The sequence below is a fragment of the Niastella populi genome, from assembly GCF_002078015.1.
In the GTDB taxonomy this organism is placed as follows: domain Bacteria; phylum Bacteroidota; class Bacteroidia; order Chitinophagales; family Chitinophagaceae; genus Niastella; species Niastella populi.
Genome location: NZ_LWBP01000001.1, coordinates 207,988 through 225,040, shown reverse-complemented (window position 1 = coordinate 225,040; position 17,053 = coordinate 207,988). Strand labels below are relative to the sequence as shown.

The 17,053-nt window shown below is 49.3% G+C and carries 11 protein-coding genes; 3 read left to right on the top strand and 8 right to left on the bottom strand.

What is annotated here, in order from left to right; all coding sequences use genetic code 11:
• Positions 1-44: 44 nt before the first annotated feature.
• The 6 genes from A4R26_RS00840 to A4R26_RS00815 form a co-directional block, all read right to left on the bottom strand.
• Positions 45-992: an RraA family protein gene (locus A4R26_RS00840; protein ID WP_081158675.1), complete on the bottom strand. Its 948-nt coding sequence runs from the start codon at positions 990-992 to the stop codon at positions 45-47.
• A 129-nt stretch (positions 993-1,121) separates the two neighbouring features.
• Complete coding sequence (locus A4R26_RS00835) at positions 1,122-2,246, bottom strand: bile acid:sodium symporter family protein (RefSeq protein ID WP_081158673.1); 1,125 nt, start codon at positions 2,244-2,246, stop codon at positions 1,122-1,124.
• Between the two features lie 102 nt (positions 2,247-2,348).
• Positions 2,349-3,824 (bottom strand): mandelate racemase/muconate lactonizing enzyme family protein, encoded by a 1,476-nt coding sequence (locus tag A4R26_RS00830; RefSeq protein WP_081158671.1) that lies wholly within the window; start codon positions 3,822-3,824, stop codon positions 2,349-2,351.
• 204 nt (positions 3,825-4,028) lie between these two features.
• Positions 4,029-4,952 carry an RraA family protein gene (locus A4R26_RS00825; RefSeq protein ID WP_081158669.1) on the bottom strand — a complete coding sequence of 308 codons (924 nt, stop codon included), beginning with the start codon at positions 4,950-4,952 and terminating at the stop codon, positions 4,029-4,031.
• Positions 4,953-5,045: 93 nt separating this feature from the next.
• Positions 5,046-6,584, bottom strand: coding sequence for a gluconokinase (locus tag A4R26_RS00820; RefSeq protein WP_081158667.1), 1,539 nt, complete (start codon positions 6,582-6,584; stop codon positions 5,046-5,048).
• Between the two features lie 11 nt (positions 6,585-6,595).
• Positions 6,596-7,483 (bottom strand): AraC family transcriptional regulator, encoded by an 888-nt coding sequence (locus A4R26_RS00815; protein ID WP_081158665.1) that lies wholly within the window; start codon positions 7,481-7,483, stop codon positions 6,596-6,598.
• A 279-nt stretch (positions 7,484-7,762) separates the two neighbouring features.
• On the opposite strand from A4R26_RS00815, the gene A4R26_RS00810 reads away from it, so the two are divergent.
• The 3 genes from A4R26_RS00810 (at position 7,763) to A4R26_RS00800 (ending at position 14,521) form a co-directional block, all read left to right on the top strand.
• Entirely contained in the window at positions 7,763-10,945 is a 3,183-nt protein-coding gene (locus A4R26_RS00810; protein WP_081159417.1) for a SusC/RagA family TonB-linked outer membrane protein, read from the top strand.
• An 11-nt stretch (positions 10,946-10,956) separates the two neighbouring features.
• On the top strand, positions 10,957-12,498 hold the full coding sequence (locus A4R26_RS00805; RefSeq protein ID WP_081158663.1) for a SusD/RagB family nutrient-binding outer membrane lipoprotein: 1,542 nt from the start codon (positions 10,957-10,959) through the stop codon (positions 12,496-12,498).
• A gap of 301 nt (positions 12,499-12,799) precedes the next feature.
• Complete coding sequence (locus A4R26_RS00800) at positions 12,800-14,521, top strand: IlvD/Edd family dehydratase (RefSeq protein WP_081158661.1); 1,722 nt, start codon at positions 12,800-12,802, stop codon at positions 14,519-14,521.
• Positions 14,522-14,994: 473 nt separating this feature from the next.
• Here the strand turns inward: A4R26_RS00800 and A4R26_RS00790 are convergent, their stop codons facing one another.
• Positions 14,995-15,408 carry a response regulator gene (locus A4R26_RS00790; protein ID WP_081158657.1) on the bottom strand — a complete coding sequence of 138 codons (414 nt, stop codon included), beginning with the start codon at positions 15,406-15,408 and terminating at the stop codon, positions 14,995-14,997.
• Positions 15,409-15,415: 7 nt separating this feature from the next.
• Entirely contained in the window at positions 15,416-17,053 is a 1,638-nt protein-coding gene (locus A4R26_RS00785; RefSeq protein ID WP_081159414.1) for a sensor histidine kinase, read from the bottom strand.

Genomic DNA, 17,053 nt, shown 5'->3' with positions numbered 1-17,053 from the left:
TCAGGAACTCAATACCTAATAAACTATGAACAGTGAACTATAAACTACCATGTTCTTCCTTTCAGAAACTCCTGGATCTGGCTTTTTGAAACCGGCAGTTCATTGATATGCTCATTGAGCCATTTCGAAAAATCTTTTTCTATTTCTTCGCTCCAGCGTGTGTCTATTTGTCCGGGCGTATATTTTCCTTCGCGCAACCGTTGGTGACCGAACATATCGCGCAGCCGTACGATCTCGGAAGTTTTCACCACTTTCTCTGCCAGGTGCGGCGGTATAAAGATGACACCGCCATCGCGGCCCAATACAATATCGCCCGGCATAACAGTGGCTTTGCCAATACGGGTAGGCTGATTGATGCCAACGAGCGTGGTATTCAGGTCGCCATCGGGATTGTTCAGGTGATGCGAAGGATGGTAACTGCGAAAAAAAGAGGTGAAACCACCGATCTCTTTCAACCCTTTCACATCGCGAACGGCGCCATCGTATACGATCCCATTGCCGGTTTTAGCATAAATCGAATTACCGAGGTTATCGCCGATCGTAGGCCCATCCTCATAGGCGTCGAACTGGTCAACGACATAAACGTCACGTTTTACCAGCAGATCGATCGGCCAGCTATTCTGCGATTTCACGCGTTTGTCGCGAATGCCGAATTTGTCGATAACCCGATGGATATCTGGCCGGCCGGGCATAAAGATGGCCGTTACCGCACGGCCTACCAGCACGCTGTCGGGGTTGATGGTCTTCCATTCGCCATCGTACTGGTGTTTGAAATTCTCGTTGCGTAACACCGCCCAGGCTTCCTCCAGCGTTACCAGTTTCATTCGATCGAGGAGACTGTCGGGCACTTTGGGCCTGCCATCTGCAAAACGTTCTCCTTTCCATTCAGGTGTTAAAGCAAGGAGCTGATCGCGCGTTATCTGCTGCGCCTGCGTGGTTGTTGCGTAGCTTACAATTACAATTAGCAGGCTTATTACAAATATTTTATTCATATAGATTCTTTTTATCTGAAATAAGAGGAATGAGGTAAGAAGTACAAAGCGCTTTAATTTTATAGATCTTTATTATCATACCTGGTCATCCATTTTCCTGGTTCTAACATCTTACTTCGCATGTATCGTTCAACGAATGCTTTTCGATTTCACCGGGCGCTCTTCGCTATGCGCTGCCTCTTTCGTCTCCGGCGGATGATTGTGCCACCAGCTGGCAAGTGCCGAACCGGTAATGTTCATCAACGGTCCGAAGACAGCTGGCGCCAGCCCAACGGTTGCCATCTTTCCCATTTCTTTGGAGATGCCGGAAGCCAGTCCGCCATTTTGCATACCCACTTCAATGGCAATCGTGCGGCAATCCCGTTCCGGTAGTTTGAACAACCGGCCCGCCCAATAACCAAGCAGGTAACCGCAGCTGTTATGGATAAATACCAAAACAATCAAAGCCGGCCCGATCATCAGCAGGTTATTGCGGCCCGCTGCAACGATGATGACGAGAATGAAAGCGATGCCGAACATGGAAACAAGCGGCATGGCATCATCGAGCCATTTAGATCTGCCGCTCAGCAGTTTGTTGAATAATAAACCGGCGCCAATCGGTATGATGATCATTTTGAAAATATCCCACATCATTTTCAGTACGTCTATTTCAACCAGGGCGCCTGCCAGCAATTTCATCAGTAACGGGGTTACAAATGGCGCCAGTAAGGTAGTGATGGAGGTGACGGTTATGGATAATGCCAGGTTGGCTTTTGCCAGGTATGACATAACGTTAGAGGCCAGTCCGCTTGGCGAACAACCGATCAGCACTATACCGGCGGCAATTTCAGGCGGGAAACCGGAAACAGACGCCAGCAAAAAACCCACAAAGGGCATAATGACGAACTGGCTCATAACGCCGATAACTACCCCTTTCGGATGTTTGATCACAGCCGTAAAATCCTTTACACTCATGGCTGTGCCCATTCCAAACATGATCAGTTGTATCAGGGGAATGATCAGTTCGCTCAATTTGAAGCCGCCCCATTGAAGAAAATATTCCGGGTGATACAGGGCAATGGTCACAACGGCAAATATGAGCACGGTAAATGACAATCCCTGCAGGAACCGGTTACCCCGGAACGCAATAGCCAGGCTTATAAAACCCAACGCCAACACCCAACCCGCCCAGTCATGCACCGCACGTAAAGCCAATATCACATACAATACCAGGGCGACGGCAGAAAGGCCGTAAAAAAAAGCTGATCGCTTCATCGAGATAAATTATTTTTTCGGTTATTTCCTGATTTGCCTTCAACGTTCTGCGTTCCGCGTTTTGCCTTCCGCGTTCTGCGTTCCGCGTTAAGTGTTCCGCGTTCAACTCCATAACCTGTCGTGAGAACGTACATCATTCCATTCCGGTGTTGGCGCGAAATAGGTTTTATTGGTTGGCAGCAAATGTTTTTTAACTTCTTCTTCCACCAGTTCAATACCTAACCCCGGTGCTGTGAGCGGCACATTCGCATATCCCTTTTCGAACAGCTTGCGGCCATCAGTTGTTTTTACCAGGCCTTCCCACCACGGGTTATCAAGCGAGTGATGTTCCAGCGCAAGAAAATTTTGTGTTGCCGCCGCGCAATGCACATTGGCCATAAACGATACCGGTGTGCCGGCAAAATGCATGGCCATGGCAACACCCTTTTCTTCGGCATAATCGCCAATACGTTTTGTTTCAAGTATACCGCCGGCTGTGGCCAGATCGGGATGAACGATATCAACGGCGCCCGCATCGATCAATGGCTTGAAACCGCTGAGCAGGTAAATATCTTCACCGGTCAATACAGGTGTTTCCAGTGCATCGGACATTTTTTTGAACTGATCGGTGTATTCCCAGGGTACCATATCCTCCAGCCAGGCAAGGCGGTAAGGTTCTACCTTTTTACCCCAGCGAATGGCATTGTTCAGATCGAAATGACCATAGTGGTCGCTCGAGATCGGGATCTCATACCCTACTACCGAACGTACATCGTGCACGATCTGCGCCATGCCATCGAGGCCCTTGTCGGTGATCTGTATGGCGGTAAAAGGATGTTTTATATTGGCATAGTCCATATAACCACCGCGCCATTGCGCCAGGTTGCTGCCCCAGAACTTACTGTTCACGAGTGCGCCTTCCTGCCCTTTCACTTCGCCGATGGAGATATCCATTTTCAGCCAGGTCATGCCCTGGTCTTCGAGGCGGTGTTTCACCTTTGCCTTGAACTCATCAAAGCTGGCCGCTTCTGGCGTATCGGCATAGATGCGTACTTTATCGCGGTACCTGCCGCCCAGCAATTGCCACACCGGTACGTTGTATGCTTTGCCGCAGAGGTCCCACAGGGCCATTTCCACCGCGCATACACCGCCGCCCTGCCGTGCATGGCCGCCAAACTGCCGCACCATTTTGAACAACATTTCCACGTTACAGGGATTCTGATTCAGAATACGGCTTTTTAACATCAGCGCATACCGTTCGTCGGCGCCATCGCGCACTTCGCCCAAACCATAAATGCCCTGGTTGGTATCGATGCGGATGATGGGCGTACGGCCAACGTTCTGAACAATGCAATAGCGCATATCGGTGATCTTCAGATCAGACGGGTTCGAATACCGGCTTACCTTCTGCGTGGTTTGCGCAATGATGTCTTCTATGGGCAACAGCGTACTTAGTCCGCCAAGCGCAATACCACCCAGGGCCGATCGCTTTATAAATGAACGGCGGCTGTTGTGTGCCTGGTCGATTGGATTATTATCCTGTAAAGGATCGGGGTCTTTCAGCCCGAGTTTCTCTAAGATCTTTTGAGAGGGATTCATACTTATTTGATTTAATTTCTGTTTATCAGTTGATGATATGTATTATTATGTTTGAGAAGTAAGAAGTATGATGTAGGAAGAGGTTGAAACTTTAAGACTCAAACTTTTTCTTTTACCTCAAATCTTCGTACCTCCTACTTCCTACTTCGTATTTCCTACTTACTACTTATTACTTATTACTTACAACTTCCTACTTACAACTTCCTACCACGTTCTGTCTTTCATAAACGAATCCAACTCCTGCCTGCTCATTGGCAGCTTATCAGGATTTGCATCGAGCCATTTCAGGAAATCTTTTTTGATCTCGCCGGTCCACTGCGTATCTATTTGTCCCGGTGTATATTTTCCTTCACGCAACCGCTGGTGACCGAATGCATCGCGCAATGCAATAAACTCGGCATTGAGCACTACTTCTTCCAGCAGATGAGCAGGAATAAATACCACGCCGCCTTTTTTCGCCAGCACCGCATCACCGGGCAAAACAGTGGCCCTGCCAATGCGTATTGGGATGTTGATACCGCCTAACATCATCTGCTGTATATACGAAGGATCGTATCCTTTGATCCAGGCGTTGAAACCTTTAATTTCTTCAAGCCCTTCTATATCGCGCACCGAACCATAGAAGATCACGCCGCGGGCAGACTTTGTGTAAATGGCGTTACCGAGGTTATCGCCGATAAGGGTGCCATCGATCACTTTCCCATAACTATCGGCAATGTATACATCTCCTTTCTTCAGCACGTCGATGGGCCATGAATTGGGTGCGCCAATGCGGCCCTCCGCTTTGCCTTTATCCTTCACCAGTTTATCTACATCGGGCCGTAACGGCAGGTATTGCGCCGTTACCACGCGGCCGGTCATGGCCGAATCGGTATGCAGCACCATCCAGTCGCCTTCGAACTGGTTCATATATCCTTTGTTGCGTAAGATGCCCCAGGCTTCTTCGAGCCTGATATGCTTTAAACGCTCCAATAATTTATCGGGAACATGCGGCCGCCCGTCGGCAGACCGCTCGCCTTTCCATTCGGGCGTGAGCGCTTTGATCTGTTCGGGCGTGAGCGTTACCTGTTGTGCACTTAGCAGGGTGCCGTGCAGCAGGAGAATTATAAAAAGGACCTTATTTTTCATATGACAGTTTTACGTGAATCGTGAATCGTATAACGGCAATCGTGAAACGGGAAACGGCAAAGGTGAAAACCTCCTGGTCAACTCGTCAACCCGTTAACTCGTCAACTTAACGGCATACTTATGCTGCAATTCATCTATGGCCTCGAACTCATCGAACAACTTTGCACTCAGCTTTTCAAAAATGGTAAAGTAATCGGCATAGATGGCATGATGCTGTTTGTTGGGTTTATATACATCGGGCAGTTCAACCGTTTTGGCGGCATCATCGAGTGATTTATAGATCCCCATTTCGGTGGCGCTTAATAGAAAAGCCCCAAAACTTACACTGTGAAACTGGCGGCGAAGCCGCACGGGTTTATTGAACAGGTCGGCGATCAACTGGGTACAAAAAGGAATGGTACCGAAACCGCCGTTCACCGACAAACTTTTGATATTTCGCTGCTCACCCAGCGTTTTGCCAATGCTGTAGATCTCATACATGATGCCCTCGATGGTAGCCCGCACAAAATGTTTGCGTTCATGTTTTATATTCAACCCGAAATAGGCGCCGCGGGCATTGGCATTCCAGATAGGCGCGCGTTCGCCCAATAAATATGGCAGGAACAGCAACCCATCGGAACCTGCAGGCACTTTGGACGCTTCTTCCATCAATTGCCCGATGCTGTTCTCTATATCGAATGGATTGGTAAAATCACCGAACTGCCGCGTGAACCATTCAAAGATATTCCCGCCATTATTGGTTGGTCCGCCGGAAACATAACAGTTATCAGTAAGCAGGTAATTAAAGAAGCGCATTTTATCGTCTTTCAATACGGCCGGTCCCATTACCCGCACGGCGCCGCTGTCTTCGATGGTTATGGTGGCCTTCCCCTCGCCTTTTACGCCATCGCCCAGAGTGGCCAGGCAGCCGTCACTGGAGCCGATAAGGATCTTTGTATCGGCCGGTAAACGTAATGACTGCTGATAGGCTTTTTTCAGTTTTCCGGCACTGGTAAATACCGGCGCCAGCCCCGGCAGTTTTGAGGCCGTTATGCCAGCATATTGCAGGGCGTCGGTTTCCCATTTTATGGTATGGATATTCATCAGCCCGGTAGCAGATGCAATACTGTAATCGATCATGTACTCACCGGTGAGTTGATGAATGATATAACTTTTTATAGCGAGGAACTTGCTGGTTTGTTTAAAGCGGCCGGCATCATGCTCCCTTATCCAGGCGATCTTCACCAGGGGCGACATGGGATGAATGGGTGTACCGGTGGCCGCATAGAGCTTCTTCCCCAGTTCTGAACGCCGCAGTTCCTGCGCTTCCTTCTTGGCCCGGTTATCGGCCCAGGTAATGGCGTTGCCCAATGGATTGCCGTTTTTATCGACCGCCAGCACGCTGTGCATGGAAGCGCAGAAACAAATGCTGGCAACCTTATATTTTTTTGGATGGATGTATTCGTTCAGAATATTCTTCAGCACATACAGGGTGGTAATAAATATCTGTTCAGGGTCCTGCTCACTGTGATCGGGCTCGGTATGGAATGTTGGATAGTAGCCCCTCATGGAACCGATAACCTTTCCATCGAGGTCGTAGGCAAACATCCTTATCCCGTTTGTGCCCAATTCTATTGTAATGATGCATTTCATGTGTATGGTAATTATATATTACGCAAATGATTATTCCTGAACTCACTCGGCCGGTAACCGGTGAGCTTTTTAAAAGTGGTTGAAAAATGCTGCGACGAATAGAACCCCGTGTCCAGCGCAATATCGGTCACAGTGATATCGGGCCGCTTCAACAACCTGATGGCTTCAGAGATCCTGATATTGATCAGGTAATTGATGGGTGAAAATCCCGAATAGCTTTTTACTTTTTCTGTAAATAACGTAGTGCCCATTCCAACCAGGGCGGCCATTTCTTCCACGGTCCATTGATGCGCCAGGTTCTGGCGCAACATCTCCTCCAGGTGCATAAAAGTTTTTGGGAAGTCGCGGGCGGAATGATTTTGCCGCGTCAACTGCCGGGTAACCTGTATAAGCAATTCATCGAGCTGGTGATTGACGCGCGCCTGGTAAGCCACTTCGGTGCTGAACAATTCGCTTTGAATGCATTTGAGGATCTTTCCGGCTTCGCTGAACCGGCTCAATACCGGTGAGGGGTTCAGTAATAAGATCTTGCCAATGGCCGCGCCTTCGCTGTCTGACAGGCCGCTCCATTTACCCGGTACAACCTGTCCGTTTTCGAGCTTTTGAATACCGAGGTGGATCCAGGTAAAAGCGCCGACCTCGAGGTTGCCCTTATCGCTGCCAAAGGGAACGCCGGGCATAATTACCGCCACATCGCCGGGATATAGAATAACAGGCTGGTTATTGATCCGCCACTCGAAGCGGCCTTCTATAATATAATAAAGCCTCAAACCCTCGGTGGCCGTGGTTAAAAAAGTGTTGAATGAAACAGATGCATTCTTCTTTAATCCCACTTCGAGAATATGCGGGAATAAAAGCAGCTCGTTTGATTTACCATATTGCAGAACAAATTGATTCATATGGCATTTTATATGCAGGTGTGGGCGCACCTCTGGTTCGTCAGTTCAGGTGTGCCACACCTCCTGTTCGCAGCGTTTAGGTGTGGCCCCCTTTATATAAAGAAAGGAAATTTATTCAACCGGCCTGTACAATATCCAACGTAGTTTTATTTTGGAAGTTTTTCATACCAATACCAGATAATTTTCCTTTTAATGTTAGGTGTGCCACACCTGCTGTTCACCGCACACATTTGTGGAACACCATTAACCAACGATTACTCACCAAAACAACTTGCCGGTATGAAAAAGTATACCAGTGGCAGGCCTCCCCGTTATGCGCGGTTATGGCTGCTTCTCGCTTTACATTTATTCCTTTCCGTTACCCATGCTCAAACTATTACAGGTACAGTTTCCGATGAAAAAGGTACAATAATTCCCCGGGTTTCTGTTATAGTAAAAGGAACATCACAGGGAACCTCAACAAACGCAGAAGGCAAATACACCATACAGGTGCCGCCCTCAGCCGGGAGCAATGCCACGCTGGTGTTCAGCTCTGTTGGTTTTAAAAGTATGGAAGTAGGCGTTGAAGGCCGTTCGGTAGTGGATGTTTCCCTCACAGCCGATAACCAGAACCTCGGCGAAGTGATCGTAACGGCACTTGGTATAAAAAAGACGGCCCGCAGCCTCGGTTATTCCGCTACCAACGTTAAACCGGAAGAACTGACCGTGAACCGCACCAGCAATGTGATGAATGCCCTGCAGGGCAAGGTGGCAGGCGTAAACATTTCTTCGCTTGGCACCGGGCCGGGCGGTACGTCCAAGATCCGCATCCGCGGGCAATCTTCAATTTCCGGACAAAACAACCCGCTGATCGTTATCAACGGCGTACCGGTAGATAACACCAACTTCAACGACAATGCCATCTCCGTTAAAGGCGGCGGCGTTTTTGCCGATGGCGGTGATGGGTTATCGAGCATCAACCCCGATGATATTGAAAGCATGACCATCTTAAAGGGCGCACCGGCTTCAGCCCTTTATGGCTCGCGCGCAAAAGACGGGGTGATCATGATCACCACAAAAACCAAGGGAAAAACAAAAGGTATCGGTGTTACATACAACCTGAATTACACCAACGACACCCCGCTCGATTTCACCGATTACCAGAGTGAATACGGACAGGGCGAGAACGGCGTTCGGCCCACCACCCCCAACCCCACTTCCGGCCAGTGGTCGTTCGGTGAAAAGTTTGAACCCGGTATGACGCATATCCTGTTCAATAACCTCACCGTGCCTTACCAGCCGCAAGGCAGCCGCATCAAGGAATTTTACCGCAATGGTCAAAACCTTTCCAATACCGTAGCGTTCGAAGCCAGTAACGAAAAAGGCGGTATGCGGTTATCGTTGAACAATACCGATAACAAAGGCATTATGCCGAACAATTCATTCAACCGCAAATCGATGAACCTCGGTTTCAGTTATAATTTATCTGAACAACTGCTGTTGACCGGTAATGTGAACTACTCCCGCGAGATCAATAAGAACCCGCCAAATATCGCCAACCAGGATAATTCCATACCCACCACCCTGATGGCGCTGGCCAACTCCATGCCCTTAAAGGTGCTGGATGAAAATAAATACAATGCGCAGGGAAATGAGTATCCCTGGACAAGGTTCACCAACCGCACCAACCCCTACTGGGTTATGGCCGAACAATTCCATAATATTAAACGCGACCGCATTTTCGGTAATGTGGCACTTAAATACAACCTGTTGTCGTGGTTGAGTGTGCAGGGCAGGTTTGGACAGGATTACTGGGCGCGCGATGAGGACGTGAACAACTTCCCTACCGGCCAGGCTTCGCGCAACGCCGCGCCACCGGGATTTGTGAACGGCATTTACACCCAGGAATCACGCCGCTTCCGCGAAACCAATCTCGATTTCCTGGTGAATGCCAATAAGAAATTCGACGGCCTCGATGTAAACATCAACGCAGGCGGTAACCGCATGCGTAAACGGTCGGATATAAACAACGTAGTGGTCACCGATTTTATAACCCGCGGAATTTATACGGTACAGAACGGCCGCGGTAAAGACCCGGTATATACAAGAATAGAACAGGGCGTTAACTCACTGTACGGTTCGGCCGAACTGGGCCTGAACCAGACCTACTACCTTACCGGTACACTGCGTAACGACTGGTTCAGCACGCTGGCCCCTGAAAACAGGAGTATTTTATATCCCTCGGTTTCGGGTAGTTATGTATTCTCGGAACACCTCCCGAACGTTACCTGGCTGAACTTTGGTAAACTTCGGTTAGGCTACGCAGAGGTTGGCAGCGACGGCGATGTACAACCCTATTCGAACCAGCTTTTTTATACCCCTAATGCAAATTTCATCGCCAACCCCAACGGGCAGCCGGTACCTGTAGGCACCAGCAATATCAGCAACAATGCCTCCGGTACTACATTACCCAATCCGAACCTGAAACCCAGCCGGGTAGCCGAAGTGGAGGCGGGTTTGGAAATGCGGATGTTCAATAACCGGGTAATAGTCGACCTTGCCGCCTACCGGAAGATCACCAGCAATCAGATTGTACTGGTACAGATCTCAGATGCATCGGGCTATCTGAATACGCCGATCAACAGCGGTAAAAGCCGTAACTACGGGTTTGAGGCCATGCTGAACCTTACACCGGTAAGAACAGCCGACCTTACCTGGGAATTTACGGCCAATACCTCGTACAACATTACCAAAGTACTAAGCATTATCTCAGACAAACCAGGTGAGCGTATAACCACCGGTACGCATGTGTTCAACGGAGAAACCCGGCATGTGGTAGGTGAAGAAATGGGACAGATTGCCGGTTACGGATACAACCGCGATTTAAAAGGACAACAGATATTTCAATCGAACGGCTTACCGCAGCGCACCCCCGATTTTGTATTGTTCGGCAGCGCATTGCCCAAATGGGTAGGCGGTTTTCTGAACACCGTCAATTATAAAGGGCTTAACCTTACCGTATTCATCGATTACAAACTGGGCGGAAAGATGCTGTCGGGCACCAACTTCAATGCCATCCGCCATGGCCTGCACAAAAGAACGCTTGAAGGGCGTGTAGGCGGTGTAAAGGGCGCCGGCGTAGATGTCAACGGCAATCCCAACAACGCCGTTGCAGCGGTGCAAACCTACTGGGAACACCTGCGTACGCAACAAATAGTGGAGCCGGTTATTTATAACAGCGGTTACTGGAAGCTGCGGCAGGTGTCGCTGGGTTACGACCTTACCAAATACATTCCGGCTAAATGGCCCGTAAAAGGCCTGAAACTCGACCTCGTAGCCAACAATGTACTGATGCTGAAGAAATGGGTCGACAATATAGACCCCGAAACATTTGGGTTTGGTTCCGACAACCAGGTAGGGCTTGAATCACCCGGTTTACCAACCACCCGCAGCCTTGGCTTAAATCTGAATATTAAATTCTAACACCTTGCATCATGAAAAAGATCGCACAATATATAACGCTGGTCTTCCTTTTAGGCTTCTCTGCTTCCTGTGAAAAGGGGTTGAGCGACCTGAATGTGAATGAGACCAATCCCACTTCGCTCGACCCGGCCATTCTGCTGAACCAGGCCATTATCAATACTTCGTTCCCGGTAAAATCGCTGGTATTCGACGTAGGCATCGTACAACAGATGGTAACGCCCAATGGCGGTGTTCTGGCAGGCGCCAATTTTAACCAGGACAGCCGGGATGTAACCACGCAACCAATGTGGACAGCCTATTATCAAAGCGTGATAAAGAACACCTACGACGCATTGACCCGCTCCAAAGATCTTTCAACCCGCACCAACATGTACAACATGGCGCGGATCTACCAGTCGTATGTATTTATGATCCTTACCGATCAGTATGGAGATATTCCCTATTCACAGGGCGGCGCCGGTTTCGCAGAGCGCATCCTGTTTCCCCAATACGATCGCCAGCAGGACATATATGCAAAGATCATCCAGGAACTTACCGAAGCGGCAGCAGCCCTTACTACCACCAGCAACATTGAAACCGGTGATGTGCTGTATGCCGGCGATGTGGCCAAATGGAAAAAGTTCGCTTATTCGCTGTTGCTGCGCGCCGGGATGCGTTTGAGTAAAGTGGATCCGGCCAAAGCGCAAAGCACCGTGCAGGCGGCTGTGGCCGGGGGCGTCATTACCGCCAATTCCGACAATGCCTATATTCGCCATGACGCCAACTTCACACAACCCATAGGAGCTACGCTCAATGGCAGCGAGGCGGCCAACTTTTACCTTGCCAAACCGTTCGTTGACCAGTTGAAGAGCACCAACGACCCGCGGTTGAAGGCGATCGCCATCAGGTATGTGGGCGCCAGCAGCGGCGCTACCCAAACAGTGGCCATTGGCTCTACCGACCCTGCAAAACAGATTGGAATGCCTATAGGAAAAGACAATGGCACCATTGGGGCTGCCGCTACCGCCGATGGGCTCGCCAGTTTTTATGATTACAGCCAGGTTGACCGCCGCAGGATAGTGAAAACCTTTTCACCCGTATTCCTGGTAACAGCGGCGCAAACCAACCTGCTGCTGGCCGAAGCCCGGTTCCGCGGATGGATCACCACCGGTACCGCCGCCGGCTATTTTGCCGATGGCATCAGGGCGCATATGGACCAGATGGCGGTTTATGACCCCAATTCCGCCATTTCCGCCACCGACCGCGACACTTACGTTGCCGCCAACCCGCTTACCTTCGGTAGTGAACTGGAACAGATAAATACGCAATACTGGATCGCATCATTTTTGAACGGACCGGAAGCTTTTGCTAACTTCAGAAGAAGTGGCTTTCCGGCACTTACACCCAATCCGTATGGACAACCGAATAATCCCGATGTACCCAATAACACATTCATAAGAAGGCTTACCTACCCTACTTCTGAATTGAGCGTGAATACGAATAATGTGAATGAAGCGATCAGCCGCCAGGGACCGGATATGCTGAGCACGAGGGTGTGGTGGGATAAACAGTAAGTTGAAAAGTTGACGGGTTAACAGGTTGACAAGGATTCCTATGTGGAACAGTGTGACAAATAGTTGAAATGTTGATAGAGGTGATAAAGGCACTCAGTACAGCACCTCAATTAATAGCTAACAGGTTGAACGGCGAATTGAAAGGGACAGTTTGAGAAACAGGGCCATGGTGAAATTAGTTATTAATCACGAGTATAGGGCTTTCACGTTTGCCAGCCTGTCCCGACTTGTCGGGATTTCACGATTGCCGATTGCCGAATAACGAATAGCACCATGCAAGTACAAATTATAATTAATAGCAATGAGAAATAACAAAAAACTCCGTAGCGCCGACTGGTTCGGTAAAAGTGACAAGATGGGATTTGTGCACCGGTCGTGGTTCAGAACGCAGGGATACCCGGATGATTATTTCCAGAACAAACCCGTTATCGGTATCTGCAATACCTGGAGCGAGCTCACCCCCTGTAATGGCCATTTGCGCGACATTGCCGAAGTGGTAAAACGCGGCGTTATCGAAGCCGGAGGGTTTCCACTGGAGTTTCCGGTTACTTCGCTGGGCGAAACCGTTATGCGCCCCACCACCATGTTATTCCGCAACCTCGCCAGTATGGATGTGGAGGAAAGCATTCGCGCCAACCCCATCGATGGCGTGGTGTTGCTCACAGGGTGCGACAAAACAACGCCTTCGACCATCATGGGCGCCTGCAGCGTTGACCTGCCCACGATTGTTGTACCCGGCGGCCCTATGCTGAACGGACGGTTTCGCGGCGAATGCATCGGCAGCGGTTCCTTCAACTGGCTGATAAAAGAAAAACAAAACGTTGAAAATTATACCGCCGCGGATATCAATGAAGTAGAAATTGGCGTAGCGCGCAGCCAGGGGCATTGTATGACCATGGGCACCGCCAGCACCATGGCCTGTATGGCCGAGTCGCTTGGGCTTACATTACCCGGGGCCGCAGCCATTCCGGCCGTTGACGCCCGCAAAAAAGTAATGGCGCAACTGAGCGGCCGCCGCATCGTTGAAATGGTACGGGAAGACCTGAAACTATCGCGGATACTCACCCGCGCCGCTTTCGAGAACGCCATTGTCATTAATTCAGCTATCGGCGGTTCGTCTAATTTCATCATTCATTTGCTGGCCATTGCCGGCCGCCTGGGAGTACCGCTTACACTGGAAGATTTCGATGCCATCGGCAGTAAAGTGCCTTTACTCCTTAACCTGAAACCATCGGGTAAATACCTGATGGAGGATTTTTATTATGCCGGCGGTTTGCCCGTGATCATAAAGGAAATGCAATCGTGGTTACACAACAAGGCCATAACCGTTAACGGGAAAAGCATCAGCGACAATAGCGCCGTAGCTACCTGCTATAACAATGATGTGATCGCCACACCGGCGGCGCCATTGCAGCAGAATGCCGGTATGGCCGTGCTGAAGGGCAACTTATGTGAGAACGGGGCCGTTATAAAACCTTCGGCCGCTTCACCGCATTTATTAAAACACCGCGGCCGGGCCGTAGTGTTCGAGAACATAGAAGACTATCATGCACGCATCGACGATCCCGACCTCGATATCGATGAACATTGTATAATTGTATTAAAAGGAGTAGGTCCGGTTGGTTACCCCGGTATGCCGGAAGTGGGCAACGTAGACCTGCCCCTTAAACTATTGCAAAAAGGCGTTAAGGACATGGTGCGTATTTCGGATGGCCGCATGAGCGGTACAGCCGGCGGTACGGTTGTGCTGCATGTATCGCCCGAATCATCCATTGGCGGTGTACTGGCGCTTGTACAGAACGGTGATATGATAGAACTGGATGTTGCCGCCCGCAAACTGCACCTCGATGTTCCGGTGGAAGAACTGACCGCCCGTAAAGCCCAATGGCAGTCCCCCACTCCCATGGCAACGCGCGGTTATGTAAAGTTTTACATCGATCATGTGCAGCAGGCACATCTTGGGGCCGACCTCGATGTGTTGCGCGGAGGCTCCGGTTCGGAGGTGGTACGGGACCTTCATTAAAACAGGTTGTTCAGTTATTCAGTTCATAAGTGATTAAATTGAACCAGATTTTCTGAACCAACAACTGCATAACTGAACAACTTACTAACTCCTTCTCAACTTCTTTCGCAGCACATGTCCTTTCCATAACCAAAAGCCTGACAGCACTACTGCCGGCAGGCGGTCGCAGCACTCATAATAGTATGCACCGCAGTGACCGGGGTAGCCGCGCCAGCCGCCAAAACGCATGTTCAGGGCCGTGGTGGCAAAAAATAATACAATGACCAGAATAGCGGCTATCTTACTGAAAATAGCCAGGGTTCTTCTTTGGGGGAAGTTACCGAAAATGAGTAATGATGTACTGATGAATTACAGTTACAAAATTACCGCGGGGTTAGCGCCATTCCCGGAGAGCGTAGACCATCGGGAGAGATGAGTAAACGAACTGGTAGCATCGAAGGCCATAAAGGGAAACGCTGCGCAGGCAAATTCGGTCAGTTGGCCGACCCTGGCCGGCAAAACTCACAGAAAGTTTTGGCGGTTGCAATGCCGTCGGTGAAAGAAATTGGTTTGGTAATGTATGAATGGGCGCCAAGGCGCATACATTTATCTTTTTCGAACGGGTTGATGGAAGTGGAATAAATAATGACCGGAATGTTCCTGAAACGCTCATCGTTCTTGATATGGCTAAGCGTTTCCGTGCCATTCATCTTCGGCATATTCAGATCGAGCACGATCAAACAGGGAAGTTCGTTATTCTGATAATGTTTGTTCAACAGATCGAGCAGCAGCACACCATTCTCGGCAAAAAACATGATATGTGAAGCCTGAATATGCTCCATAGCTTCGAGAATAATGGATCTGTCCTCTGCGTCATCTTCAGCCATAAATATTTTACCTGTTTCCATAAATAAATCAATTTCCTGGTGTATTTAATGGTAGAGAAACAAAAAAGGTAGCCCCTTCTCCTTCCTGGCCATTGGCCCAGATAGTTCCGTGGTGCATTTCAACGATCTTACGGCAAATGGCCAGCCCCAGCCCGGTTCCTTCAACGGCTGTACGATCGTGCAGCCGTTGAAATAACCTGAACATCTGGGGTATATATTTTTCATCGAATCCGATCCCATTGTCTTTAAAAGCGATTTCCACAAAGCCGGCATTCTGTTTACAGGTGATGTCAACTACCGGCGCCTGCGTGGGCCGGGAATATTTAATGGCATTGGCAATGATGTTCTCGAACAATTGCCGCAGCATGCTTGCATCGCCTGCAATTACAGGGAAGCCCGACATATTGATCACCGCTTTCTTTTCTTCAATGGCTATTTCGAGGTCCTGACAGGCCTCCTGGGCTATTTCATTCAGGTTAACGTCGGTAAAATTAAGCCTTTCCTTGTTGATCTGCGAAAACAGCAGGAGGTCCTGGATCAGGTTGCGCATCCGATGTGAAGCAGACCGCATGCTCGATAAAAAGCCAAGCCCTTTCTCATCGATCACGCCTGAGTAATTGCTTACCATATAATCGCTGTAGAACAGCAGTTTTCGCACCGGTTCCTGCAGGTCGTGGGAAGCCACGAAAGCGAACTGTTGCAATTCGAGGTTACTGCGGTTCAACTCATCTACATATTTTTCAAGCGTACGCTGGTTCTCTTTTAATTTCGCCTGGGTATTTTTCAGTTCGATATTATCCTTCAGTGTTTCTTCCACCACTTTTTGTGCGTGAATGTCCACTATAAAACCGATCCAGTATTGCAGGTCGCCCTGTTCGTTGCGAAAAGGCGAAAGGGATACCTGGTGCCAAATATAATCGCCCTGTTTATTTTTTAACCGCGCCTGGGTTTTGATGGTAGCGGTACCTTGTGTTATCACCTTGTTCAGCAATACAGCGAACGTGGCGTATTCTTCTTCATGAATGATGGTCTTCCACTGGCTGTTATTAAGGTAGTCGATGGTGTGGCCGGTATATCTTTCGAGCCATTCGTTCGCGTATAACAATTTCCCCTCTACATCGAGTGAAAAAATAGTTAATGGTAAAGAGTTGGTAAGGGTTTTATAATGCGCTTCGCTTTTTTGTATTTTTTCGGAAAGATCCTGCAACTGTTCATTCTTCCTTTTCAGTTCCTCGTAAGGCGAAATGGACGGCTCGTTGCGGAACAACTGCCGCCATTCGTTGATCTTTTCGAGGTCGACCCTGAAATGCGGTGCAATGTAATAGAACAGTTCTATGGCGGTTTCGGTACCCGAAGTAAAGATGTTGTATTTATTGACCAGCTTTTTGGCATGCTCCAGTCCCTCGCGCGACCGGTTGCTGTTCAACTGTTCGTTCTTTAAACAGGCTACGATAAACTTATCGCGCTGATCGGTATTTACGCATAAGATCAGGTAGCTGACCTTGCCGCTTTCGAGACAGGTACGCGCCACTTCCGATACTGCGGTAGCAAAAGTGGTTTGTGCCGAAAGAGATAACCCGGCCAGCTCAGCCAATCGCATGGAACGTTTGTGAGCCAGTATCAGGTCCATCTCATTCTGAAGCGTCACTTTAGCAATATCATGCAT

Bases quoted from the DNA above. Each gene is read 5' to 3' on its own strand.
- A4R26_RS00840 (WP_081158675.1), bottom strand. From the start codon at position 992: ATGAATAAAATATTTGTAATAAGCCTGCTAATTGTAATTGTAAGCTAC.
- A4R26_RS00835 (WP_081158673.1), bottom strand. From the start codon at position 2,246: ATGAAGCGATCAGCTTTTTTTTACGGCCTTTCTGCCGTCGCCCTGGTA.
- A4R26_RS00830 (WP_081158671.1), bottom strand. From the start codon at position 3,824: ATGAATCCCTCTCAAAAGATCTTAGAGAAACTCGGGCTGAAAGACCCC.
- A4R26_RS00825 (WP_081158669.1), bottom strand. From the start codon at position 4,952: ATGAAAAATAAGGTCCTTTTTATAATTCTCCTGCTGCACGGCACCCTG.
- A4R26_RS00820 (WP_081158667.1), bottom strand. From the start codon at position 6,584: ATGAAATGCATCATTACAATAGAATTGGGCACAAACGGGATAAGGATG.
- A4R26_RS00815 (WP_081158665.1), bottom strand. From the start codon at position 7,483: ATGAATCAATTTGTTCTGCAATATGGTAAATCAAACGAGCTGCTTTTA.
- A4R26_RS00810 (WP_081159417.1), top strand. From the start codon at position 7,763: ATGAAAAAGTATACCAGTGGCAGGCCTCCCCGTTATGCGCGGTTATGG.
- A4R26_RS00805 (WP_081158663.1), top strand. From the start codon at position 10,957: ATGAAAAAGATCGCACAATATATAACGCTGGTCTTCCTTTTAGGCTTC.
- A4R26_RS00800 (WP_081158661.1), top strand. From the start codon at position 12,800: ATGAGAAATAACAAAAAACTCCGTAGCGCCGACTGGTTCGGTAAAAGT.
- A4R26_RS00790 (WP_081158657.1), bottom strand. From the start codon at position 15,408: ATGGAAACAGGTAAAATATTTATGGCTGAAGATGACGCAGAGGACAGA.
- A4R26_RS00785 (WP_081159414.1), bottom strand. From the start codon at position 17,053: ATGCATGATATTGCTAAAGTGACGCTTCAGAATGAGATGGACCTGATA.